General features: G+C 70.6%; 15 protein-coding genes. 13 read left to right on the top strand and 2 right to left on the bottom strand.

Features of this window, described 5'->3' with window-relative positions; translation table 11 throughout:
* Positions 1 to 86: 86 nt before the first annotated feature.
* The 13 genes from ACWEF2_RS31235 (at position 87) to ACWEF2_RS31175 (ending at position 7902) form a co-directional block, all read left to right on the top strand.
* Positions 87 to 275 (top strand): hypothetical protein, encoded by a 189-nt coding sequence (locus ACWEF2_RS31235; RefSeq protein WP_453819842.1) that lies wholly within the window; start codon positions 87 to 89, stop codon positions 273 to 275.
* A gap of 90 nt (positions 276 to 365) precedes the next feature.
* Entirely contained in the window at positions 366 to 584 is a 219-nt protein-coding gene (locus ACWEF2_RS31230; protein ID WP_453819841.1) for a hypothetical protein, read from the top strand.
* An 82-nt stretch (positions 585 to 666) separates the two neighbouring features.
* Positions 667 to 963, top strand: coding sequence for an HU family DNA-binding protein (locus ACWEF2_RS31225; RefSeq protein ID WP_453819840.1), 297 nt, complete (start codon positions 667 to 669; stop codon positions 961 to 963).
* A gap of 182 nt (positions 964 to 1145) precedes the next feature.
* Entirely contained in the window at positions 1146 to 2174 is a 1029-nt protein-coding gene (locus tag ACWEF2_RS31220; protein ID WP_453819839.1) for a DUF2637 domain-containing protein, read from the top strand.
* Positions 2174 to 2614, top strand: coding sequence for a transcriptional regulator (locus ACWEF2_RS31215; protein WP_453819838.1), 441 nt, complete (start codon positions 2174 to 2176; stop codon positions 2612 to 2614). Before ACWEF2_RS31220 ends, ACWEF2_RS31215 begins: the two co-directional genes overlap by 1 nt.
* Positions 2611 to 2874: a hypothetical protein gene (locus ACWEF2_RS31210; protein WP_453819837.1), complete on the top strand. Its 264-nt coding sequence runs from the start codon at positions 2611 to 2613 to the stop codon at positions 2872 to 2874. The genes ACWEF2_RS31215 and ACWEF2_RS31210 overlap by 4 nt, the downstream gene beginning before the upstream one ends.
* On the top strand, positions 2871 to 3125 hold the full coding sequence (locus ACWEF2_RS31205; RefSeq protein ID WP_453819836.1) for a hypothetical protein: 255 nt from the start codon (positions 2871 to 2873) through the stop codon (positions 3123 to 3125). Before ACWEF2_RS31210 ends, ACWEF2_RS31205 begins: the two co-directional genes overlap by 4 nt.
* Complete coding sequence (locus tag ACWEF2_RS31200; RefSeq protein ID WP_453819835.1) at positions 3122 to 3508, top strand: hypothetical protein; 387 nt, start codon at positions 3122 to 3124, stop codon at positions 3506 to 3508. The genes ACWEF2_RS31205 and ACWEF2_RS31200 overlap by 4 nt, the downstream gene beginning before the upstream one ends.
* The gene (locus ACWEF2_RS31195) at positions 3508 to 5778 is read left to right on the top strand and encodes a DNA translocase FtsK (RefSeq protein WP_453819834.1); all 2271 of its coding nucleotides are present in this window, start codon (positions 3508 to 3510) and stop codon (positions 5776 to 5778) included. The genes ACWEF2_RS31200 and ACWEF2_RS31195 overlap by 1 nt, the downstream gene beginning before the upstream one ends.
* 325 nt (positions 5779 to 6103) lie before the next feature.
* Positions 6104 to 6700 (top strand): NUDIX domain-containing protein, encoded by a 597-nt coding sequence (locus ACWEF2_RS31190; protein ID WP_453819833.1) that lies wholly within the window; start codon positions 6104 to 6106, stop codon positions 6698 to 6700.
* Between the two features lie 181 nt (positions 6701 to 6881).
* Positions 6882 to 7514, top strand: a complete 633-nt coding sequence (locus tag ACWEF2_RS31185; protein WP_453819832.1) for a recombinase family protein — start codon at positions 6882 to 6884, stop codon at positions 7512 to 7514.
* Positions 7515 to 7558: 44 nt separating this feature from the next.
* A complete protein-coding gene (locus ACWEF2_RS31180) occupies positions 7559 to 7681 on the top strand; it encodes a hypothetical protein (protein ID WP_453819831.1) in 123 nt (40 codons plus the stop codon).
* Positions 7682 to 7740: 59 nt separating this feature from the next.
* The gene (locus ACWEF2_RS31175) at positions 7741 to 7902 is read left to right on the top strand and encodes a hypothetical protein (RefSeq protein ID WP_453819830.1); all 162 of its coding nucleotides are present in this window, start codon (positions 7741 to 7743) and stop codon (positions 7900 to 7902) included.
* Positions 7903 to 7953: 51 nt separating this feature from the next.
* On the opposite strand, the gene ACWEF2_RS31170 is transcribed toward ACWEF2_RS31175, so the two are convergent.
* Both ACWEF2_RS31170 and ACWEF2_RS31165 read right to left on the bottom strand, forming a co-directional pair.
* A complete protein-coding gene (locus ACWEF2_RS31170) occupies positions 7954 to 9387 on the bottom strand; it encodes a pentapeptide repeat-containing protein (RefSeq protein ID WP_453819843.1) in 1434 nt (477 codons plus the stop codon).
* Between the two features lie 175 nt (positions 9388 to 9562).
* A complete protein-coding gene (locus ACWEF2_RS31165) occupies positions 9563 to 9832 on the bottom strand; it encodes a hypothetical protein (RefSeq protein WP_453819829.1) in 270 nt (89 codons plus the stop codon).
* Between the last annotated feature and the right edge of the window lie 222 nt (positions 9833 to 10054).

Below are 10054 nucleotides of genomic sequence, written 5' to 3'. Positions count from 1 at the left end.
GCCGCCGCGACCGGCGGCGAGACCGACCACGACCGCACCTACCGGGCCGAGCTCGAACGCCGCGCCATGACCGACGGGAGCACTCGATGAACCTGCCCACCTTCGAAGAGATGCGCCGCGCCGCCCACCGGCTGCTCGGCGACGCCGAGGACGAGCTGCGGTCGGACTGGGCGCCCGGCTCCGAACCCACCCACGCCCAGGCCCTCGCCCGACGCGACGCCATGCGGCTGATCGCCCGCGCCCGGGCCGCCCTCGACCGCGCCGCCCGGCTGTAGCGCACTGTGCGGGTGCTCGCCCGGCCCCAGTGGTCGGGCGGGTGCCCGGAGCAGCCCGCTCCACAAACCCCGACCCGAAAGGACAACACGATGACCGTCGACGCTCTCCGCGCCGTCCTGGCTGATCTGCCCGGTGACATGCGTATCTACATCGCCAAGGACGACGCCAACGAGGAGGACTCCTACAGCTCCCTTTACCGGGTCGACACCGATCTCTACGAGGAGGACGGCATCCAGTACGACTCCGAGGCCGACGTCCCGGAGGGCGCGCACGTCAAGACGTGCCTGTTCCTGTGGTCGCTGAGCTGAGGTTGCGGATCGCGCCCGCCCCGCGCGGGCGCGTGTCCGGAGCAGCAGCTCCACCACCTCGGCACCCACAAGGGAGAACCGCATGAACAAGACCCAGCTCATCGACGCCGTCGCCCAGGCGATCGGTGACCGCCCGGCCGCCGTCCACGCCGTGAACACCGTCCTGGAGTCCATCCAGGACGCCGTGGCCCGCGGGGAGAAGGTCTCGATCACCGGCTTCGGGGCGTTCGAGGCCGTGGACCGGTCGGCGCGGACCGCGAAGAACCCGGTCACGGGCGCGGAGATCCACGTCCCGGCGAAGCGGGCGCCGAAGTTCCGGCCCGGCTCCGGGTTCAAGGACCTCGTCCACCAGGGCGGCCGGGCCGCCGTCTCGACCTGATGAGCAAGCCCTGCCCCACCTGCCAGGGCACTGGCCGCACCTACGGCATGCCCTGCTGGGAGTGCGACGGGGACGGCAACGTGCCCCAGCAGGAGCAGCCCAAGCCGGGCTGAGCCGGTCCCGGGCCGCGACTCGACCGCGGCCCGGGACCTCAATCCCGCACCCGTACCAGGAGAAGGACTGTGAAGAACAACCGTACGGAATCCCGGCCGGCCGCGCTGCGGCGGCACGTCGGCCGCCTGCTGACCAAGGGCCGCCGCATCCCTCCGGCCGCCGCCCAGCCCCGGCCCGTACCAGTCCCCGAGATGCCCGCCCCGACCGGCACGAGCATCCGGGCCGACCGGGTCATCCGCGGCGCCGCCATCACCATCCTGCTCGCCGTCGCCGGAGCCGCGGCCTACGTGTCGTACCACCACTTCTACGGCCTGGCCATCGCGCTCGGAGAACGAGCGGACATGGCGATCCTGTACCCGGCGATGTCGGACGGCGTGATCGTCATGGCCTCCCTGGTGATGGTCTACTGCTCCCGCCGCGGCATCCCCGTGCCACTCGGCGCCTGGGCCGCGCTCACCCTCGGCTGCGCGGTCACCCTGGTGGCGAACGTGGCACACGGCTGGTCCGGCGGACACGGATCGCGCCTGCTCAGCGCCCTCGCACCGGTGGCATTCGTGGGTGCCTACGAGCTGCTGATGTGGCTGGTGCGCACCGCCCGCCGCGCCGCCGCGGTGACCCAGGAGACGCCCGCCCAGCGGCTCGCCGCCGAGCACGTGTGCCAGCCCGAGACCGTCATCGAGACCGTGACCGTAGTGGAACGGGTGGTGCCGGTCGACCGGTTCGAGGCGGCACGACTCGCCTACGAAGACAGCCTCAAGCCGGGCGGCAAGCGCCTGGGCTGGCGACCCCTGTCGAACCGGTGGGGCATCGAGGTCGGCGAGGCGAAGGAGGTCATCGCCGAGGTGGATCGGGAGCGTCAGGAGCAGGCCGCCGCCGAGGCCGAGCAGGAGACCGAACGCCCCGCTCCGCAGACTCCTCCTGTGCCGCCGGACGACGCTGCGCTTGATCACATGTTCCCGCCCGTACTCACCGAGCAGAAGGCCAGCGAGCCTCCCGCAGGCACTGGCGAGTGGCTCATGCGCAAGGTCCTGGAGGAGTCGGCGCAGGCGCGGGTCAACGGCTCCCAGGTCGGCGGCCCGGTGGGCGGCGAGGCGTGATGAGTGCCACCGCCACCGCCATGTTCGCCGCCGTGTTCTGTGCGCTCTACGCCGCCCACAGCGTCGGGGACCACTGGGTGCAGACCCACCACCAAGCGTCCCGCAAGGGCGGGGCCGGCTGGGCCGGGCGCCTCGCCTGCGCCGGGCACGTCCTCACCCTCACCCTGACCAAGCTGACCGCGCTGATCCTCGTGGTCCTGACGACCGGCCTGACGCTCGCCCCGTGGGCCGTCGCTGCGGGGCTGGCCCTCGATGCGACGAGCCACTACTGGGCGGACCGCCGCACCCCCCTCGCCGCGCTCGCCGAGCGCACCGGGAAGGGCGACTTCTACCGGCTCGGCGCCGGCCATCTCGGGTCGGGCGCCTATGCCTTGGATCAGAGCTGGCATGTGGCCTGGCTGTTCGTGTCCGCGCTGATCATCGCCGGGGGTGGGGCATGACCACCCGCCGTACGGCCTCGAAGAAGCGGACGACCGTCCGCCGGTCCGCGAAGAGGAGCGAGTGGGCGAGCCTGGCCGCGGCCGTCGTCATCGTGTGGGCCGCCGCTCTCGCGGTCGGCCGCCTGGGCGACATGCCCGCCTGGGCGGTGCTGGCCGCCGGGACCGCCCTCGGGATGCTGCTCACCCTGACCGGCCGCCGCCTCGCCCGCGCCCTGGCCCGCCGTACCGGTATCCGCATCACCCGAGTGAGGAAGCCGTGAAGGTCCACACCGTCTACGTCGTCACCGATGTCCGGCGCCCGCTGCGTGAGCGGGCCCGCGACCTGACCCTCACCGTCATCGCCTGGCTGCTGCTGGCACTGGCCGCGCTCGGCCAGATGCTGGGGCTGCTGATCAGCGCGCTGGACGCGCTGGCCGCCGCCTGGCTCGGCACCCGCCGCCTGTCCTACATCGCCGCCCTGCTGCGCCAGGCGGTCCGTGACTCCCGCTTTTCCCGAGAGGACGACCAGTGACCGACAAGGCCGGCCGCAGCCGGATCCCCGAGCTGTCCAACATTCCCTGGCAGGGGCCGGTGGCCATCACCCAGTACGCCAAGGTCGGCCGAGACCTGTGCCGCGACCTGGGCGAGGAGTTCAACCTCGGCTCCGACGAGCTCTACGCCGTCCTGATCCGCAGCTTCAAGGGCCACCCCGTCCTGTCGGTATTCGGCGCCCCGGACGTGAAGATGCGCGCCCGCCGCGTCATCAAAAGGCTCAAGCGGGCCGCGGAGCTGCAGCGCGGCGCCGGGGTGGAGCTGGTGAAGTTCCACGCCCAGTTCCGCAAGGAGTTCGTCGACATCCTCCCGCAGGCCAAGCCTGAAAAGCGGCAGAGCACCTTCAACTGGAACGACGTCTGATGGCCGGCCGCAGCGCGCAGACCGCGCCCGCCGTCCCGGCCGTGCCCGACGGCTCCTCCTGGGAGCAGGTCGCCACCCGCGAAGTGTCCAAGGTGCTGCTGTACTTCCCGCCCTGGCTGATCGGCCTCCTGCTGTTCGGGCTCGGCTTCGTCTTCCACGTCACCCTGCGCTCGACCGACCCGCAGGTGGTGGCGTGGACCACCGCCCTGATCACCGTGTGCGTGATCGGGCTGACCGCGCTGACCTGGCACCAGTCGCACGCCCGCAGCCAGATCGGCCGCCTGCACACCACACTGACCGCCCTGGCCGGCGGATTGTGGGTGTGCGCGGCCACCATCAACGGCCCCACCAGCACCGTGACGGGACGGCTGATCCTGATCGGCGGAGTGACCATGGCGGCCAGCTTCAACATCCGCACCGTCATCCGCACCAAGCAGATCGACGTGGCGGGTGCGGTCGCCGATCCGCTGAAGTTCCTGTTCGGCCAGGGCGCCGAGCGGGCGGGTATGCCCGCGGTCGAGGCGCGCACCACGGTCGCGACCGCGCACAAGGTGCAGGGCGAGGTGCAGCTGGAGCAGGGCAGGCAGACCGCCGACGACCTGCAAAAGAAGATTGCCTACATCGAGTCCGGTATTCCGCTGCCCCCGGGGTCGATCACCACGTCGATCGACCCCGACGACGCCAGCAAGGCCCGGGTCGTCATCTCCGACCCGCGGGTGATGAAGAACCCGATCCCCTGGCCCGGCCCGTCCCGGCCCGGGGCGTCGATCGCCGACCCGATCCGGCTGGGGCTGTGGCAGGACCTCGACGAGATCGAATACGTCATCGTCGGCCACCACCTGCAGGTCATGGGCAAGACCGGGGCGGGCAAGAGCATCGGCGGTGCGTGGAACTTCCTGGCCGAGGCCGTCACCCGATACGACGTCGCCGTGTTCTGTATCGACGTCACCAAGGGTGAGCAGACCCTCGGACCCTTGAAGGCCGCGCTGCACCGGCTGGAGACCACCAAGGCCGGCGCCAAAGCCCTGCTGAACGAGATGCAGATCAAGGTCAAGGAGCGCACCGACCAACTGGCCGCCAAGGGCCTGCAGAAGTGGGCCAAGGGGTGCGGGCTGACCTACTGGATTCTGTGGCTGGAGGAGTTCCCCGACATCTTCGACGTCCTCACCGACAAGGAGCAGGAGCAGTTCCTGTCCCTGGTGAAGGCGATCCGGTCGGCGGGCGGCACCGTGGTCCTGTCGCTGCAGCGCTCGGACTACACGCAGATGCCGACCCTGGCCAGAGGGCAGCTGGCCAAGATGTGCTTCGGCGTCGACTCCTCGGCCGATGCGTCGTTCGGCCTGTCGGAGCAGCAGGACGACGCCGGATGCCGCCCGGAACTCTGGTCGAACAAGCAGCCCGGCATGGCCTACCTCGACGCCCCGTCCATCCCGGATGAGCGGATCGCGATGCCGATGCGGACCTACGCCTGGGGCATGGCCGGCGGCGCCTTCGATGACGAGCGCGCCAACGAGGCGCTGCGGGCGCACGCCGCCGCCTACCCGGCCGCCTACAAGGCTGTCGACCCGGGCACCGCGGCGCTGTCTCGGCTGGACGCCGCCGCGCTGGCCGCGCCGGCGCCGCTGCCCGCCGTCGAGCAGCCCCCGGTCGACGTTGACCTGCTGGCCCAGGCGGCCGAGCTGGTCGTCACCACCCAGTTCGCCTCCGCCTCGATGCTGCAGCGCAAGCTGCGCATCCCCTTCGCCCAGGCCGAGGCGCTGATCGTGGCGCTGCGGCAGCGCGGCGTGGTCGGTGACCCCCGGGAGGACAAGGCGCCCGCGGTGCTCACCCCGGCCGACGAGGTCGGCCAGCTGCTGGCGGCGATCCGCGGCGGCCAGGACACCGACGACGACGAAGACGACGACGAGGAGGTGAGGAACGTGGCCACCGAGTACCTCACCGAAGACGACCCCGACCCGGCCGTGCAGGCCGGCCTGGACGACGAGATCGGCGACCTGCCCGAGGGCGAGCCGCCGTGGACGTTCGCGCCGCCCGGCCAGACGATGACGGCCGAGGAGCGCGGAGCCGCTCTCATGGAGCGGCTGCAGCAGCTGTGGGACGACGGAGCCCGGGAGTTCTCCACCGGCGACTTCAAGCCGCTGTGGGAGAGCACGGACATGTCCCGCTCCTGGGTTCAAAAACAGCTCAAGCGGCTGGCCGCGGCGGGGGTGCTGGGCGGCTACGACGATGAGACCCAGCGCTACCTGATGCCCATCCGGCCCGAGGTCTGAAAGATCGCGTGGCACCCCAAGGGGTGCCGGGGGCGGGGGCTGGGGGAGGGAGTTACAGGTCAGACGGGGTGCCACGAATCGTGGCACCCGGCGTGGCCCCCCTCGTGGCACCCCCGTGGCACTGGGTGTGGCCCCCCGTGGCAGGGGTGCGTGGCCCCCCTCGTGGCACCCGTGGCAGCAAGATCAAAAACTTTCGCGCGTGCATCCCACGCGCAGCCGTACGCGCGTATCCAGCACCCCCATGGACGCTGCGGGTCCCGTCCCGGCCACACGGCCGGGACGGGAGCCCGGGACGCCCACCGTGGGCCCCTGAGAGGAGATCAACATGAGCAAGACCAACACGACGAACCCCACCGGCATCGACTGGGCCGCCCGCCAGAGTCACGCGGTGGTCCCGTTCCGCGTGGTCGACGGCCGCCCCGTCAGCCCCGGTGCGCCGACCGGCATCCGCTACGGCCAAGGCGAGCTCGACCACTGGGGGGAGAGGCAGGCCGCCGACGCCATCGTCCTCGCCTACCTCGACGGCGTCCGCCACCTGCTCATGGTGGAGCGGGACGACGACCACGGATGGGCGATCCCGGGCGGCTGCCTGGACCCCGGCGAGACCTCGCTGACGGCGGCGATCAGAGAGCTGGCCGAGGAGACCGGGCTGACCCTTCCCGGCGCGTCCTGGACGGTGCACCCCGCCCGGGTCGTGCCGGACCCGAGGGCGACCGACGAGGCGTGGATGGTCACCACGCCCGCCGTGGCCGACCTGGGCGACGTCGCCGAGCTGCCCGCCGTGACGGGGGCCGACGACGCCCGCCGGGCCGAGTGGATCCCCGCGGCCGGCTACCCCGCCTTGGTGGCCCGCCTGGCGGACGCGGTCGGCGGGCGGGTGTTCGCTGCACACCGGCCCCTGCTGGCTGAACTGCTCGGCTGACGGATGAGGATCGGCCCCGGCGCCGAGGGTGCCGGGGCCGTCTCGTCTCCGGCCGTGTTGTAAATCGACCCCTTGACGACAAGATCGCTGCGCGGTGCCCCGGACGCTGCCTCACCCCCGTCCGAGTGTCGGAAATCGTGTTGAGAAGTCATCTGTCTAACAACTCGGAAAGAGACCTTTCTTGAACACCCAGAGCCCGAACCCGTCTGCCGCCCCGGCCGGGGCGCTCGTCGGACTCGCCCGCGTCTCCACCGACGAGCAAGACCTCCAGCTCCAACTCGACGCCCTGACCGCCGCCGGATGCATCCGCATCTTCGAGGAGAAGGTCTCCACTCGGAAGACCGACCGCCCCGGCCTGGCCGCCGCCCTCGGCTACCTGCGCCCCGGCGACACCCTCGCGGTGTGGAAGCTCGACCGGCTCGGCCGCTCGGTGAAGGACGTCTTGACCCTCGCCGACGACCTCCATGAAAAGGGCATCGGCATCCGGATCCTCACCGGCCGCCTGTCCGGCGTCTACACACCGACGGGCGAGGGAAAGTTCTTCTTCACGATGATGGCGGCCTTCGCCGAACTGGAGCGCGACATCATCCGGGAACGCACAATCGCAGGAGTGCAGGCCGCCCGGGCGAAGGGCAGGCGGCTCGGCCGGCCGCCCGCGATGACCGCGGAGATGGTCGAGGACGCCCGGCACCTGCTGACCGCGCCGAACGCGACGGTGTCCGCCGTGGCGAAGCGCCTGGGGGTCTCCCGGGCGACGATCTACAAGTACGTGCCCGAACTCAGCCCGCGCGAGCTGGAGACCAGCGAGCGTTAGGCGAACGTTAGGGGGCGTCTTGCCCCCCATTGGAGGATGTGGACATGGACCATCTGTGGAACTGCGACTACCCGGACGGGGAGTGCCACTGCCCGATGCCGGGGGAGACCCGGCGGAGCGCCTGCGGGTGCCTGGTCGACGCCTGCTGTGACTGCGCCGAAGGGTGACCACCCCTCACCCCGGCGGGCCGGTGACAGCCCGCCATAGATACGACCCAAGGAGACCCATGGACCTGATCTGTGTCGGCTGCGGCCGGGCCGAGAGCCACACGGTCAGCTGTGAGGGCGGCGGCTACGCCACCCGCGAGCAGCTGGCCGCCGAGCGCGACGCGGAGTGGATCCACAACCGCGAGTACCTGCTCCCGCGCGCCGACTGCGAGTTCTGCTAGCCGGACAGCGCGAAGAGGCCCGCCGCTCCTTCGAGCGGCGGGCCCACCAAGTCAGAACTTGGTCTTAGCGTCCGTTTTTGCCGCAGCCTTGATTTCGGCGGCTGTCATCCCTCTGACCCCGTTCAGGTCCGCGCCGTTCAGGTCCGCGCCGTTCAGGTCCGCGAAGCTCAGGTTCGCGCCGATCAGGTTCGCGCCGTGACTCAGGTTCGCGTGACCCAGGTTCGCGTAACTCAGGTCCGCGTAACTCAGGTCCGCGAAGCTCAGGTCCGCGAAGCTCAGGTCCGCGAAGCTCAGGTCCGCGCCGTTCAGGTTCGCGCCGTTGCTCAGGTCCGCGCCGCTCAGGTTCGCGCCGTTCAGGTTCGCGCGGCTCAGGTTCACGTTGCTCAGGTTCGCGTCGATCAGGTTCGCGCGGCTCAGGTTCGCGTCGATCAGATCCGCGTTGCTCAGGTTCGCGCCGCTCAGGTCCGCGCGGCTCAGGTCCGCGAAGCTCAGGTTCGCGCCGCCGCGCAGGCCCGCGAAGCTCAGGTCCGCGCCGCCGCTCAGGTTAGCGCGGCTCAGGTTCGCGCCGCTCAGGTTAGCGTGGCTCAGGTTCGCGCCGTTGCTCAGGTTCGCGCCGTTCAGGTTAGCGCGGCTCAGGTTCGCGTTGCTCAGGTTCGCGCCGCTCAGGTTCGCGCCGCTCAGGTTAGCGCTGCTCAGGTACGCGCCGCTCAGGTTTACTCCTCGCCAATCTGCTTGGGCGAACTGAGCTGAGCTGATGTCGGGGTGGGAACCACGGGACTTTGAGATCGCGCCGAGGACCCGCAAGGCGGCGGAAACATCACTGCCAGGGCGCCGCCGGGCCGATGCCTTTGACGGCGTTCCTTTGGGGGCGGGTGTGGCCGCACCGTCGAGGTCATGCTCCAGGATGAACGCCACGACGACGTCCTCGATGGTTTCCGCGTCTGGGGGCGAGTCCCGCGCGATCCGCTTCAAGGCGTACAGTCCGCCGATGCGGACCTCCACCGATTTGGCCGACCCGAGTTGTTCTACGGCCTTGGCGTACCGGTCGGTGATCTGCTGCTGCTGAGTGGCTTTCAGGGCCTCCTGTCCGGTCTGCCACGTCTGGGCGGTGTAGTAGAGGCCGCCTGCGGTGAACAGCACTCCGAAGAGGACGCCGAGTGAGGTGAGGTGCTGCCATGGCCGCTGGCGGTGGGCGTCGCATAGCTCTTGGCGTTTCTCGACGGGTAACGCGTCGAGTTCTTCCTGTGTGGGGGGTGTGATGCGTGGTCTTCGCCGGGGGGTGCGGTTCCGTGTCGCCGGCTGGGCGACCAGGACGGGCCCGGCCGGTGGGGGCTCGACCGGTGCAGGTTCGGCGGGTCGCGGCCGGCGGCGCAGGTTGGGGAAGGTTTTCCGCACCGGCCGCCGTACCGGGGTGGGATCGCCCTCCATGTCGTCGTGCGGCTCTGGCTGCGCGGGCGGCTGAGCAGGCTCCGTAGGGGTCGACATGATGATCACGCTAACCGCGGTTCATCTCCGCGCGCGCGGGGTTAATCCAGATCATGTGTGGCGAAAACGACTGAGGCCCCGCCGCCCTCCGAAGAGGACGACGGGGCGCGATGCTGAGCACGCATCCGGGTAAGGGCCACCCCTCATTTCGGGGCCCGTTTCTATAAGAGCAAGATCATCGCATCGGGTACGGCCCCGCACTCTCCACCAACGGCCGGCCCCGGCTGTCCCGGGGAGCGGCGACCGGGGTGACCACCCTGCGGGCCGACACCCACGCCCAGGCCGCGATCACCGCGTCCAAGACCTGCTCGACCCGGGCCTCGTCCAACGCCCACTCCGGCGGCAGCCACCCCAGGGCGATACCGAGCCGGACCACGCCCATGGCCAGCAGGGCGACGGCGCCGCGCAGCAGCAGAGGCTGACGGACGATGAAGGTACGCAGCATGATGATCTCCCTCATTTGAGGTCGGAAAAGAGGAGCCGCCCAGGTCAGGCGGGGGGCAGAATATTCCGCATATTCCGCGAATATTTCGGGGCCGGTTTTTAAGGGTGGGTGCCGCCCGGCGAGCAGCTGCAGGAGCGCCCCCTCGATCACGGGGTAGGACTGCCAACGTCCAGCCGGACCTGAACCCGCTCAATGGCCGCCTCGATCCGCGCCACCAGGCCC

This window comes from Streptosporangium sp. NPDC004631 (assembly GCF_053601935.1).
The sequence above is the reverse complement of the archived record's forward strand: the minus strand, read 5'-3'. Positions and strand labels throughout refer to the sequence as shown.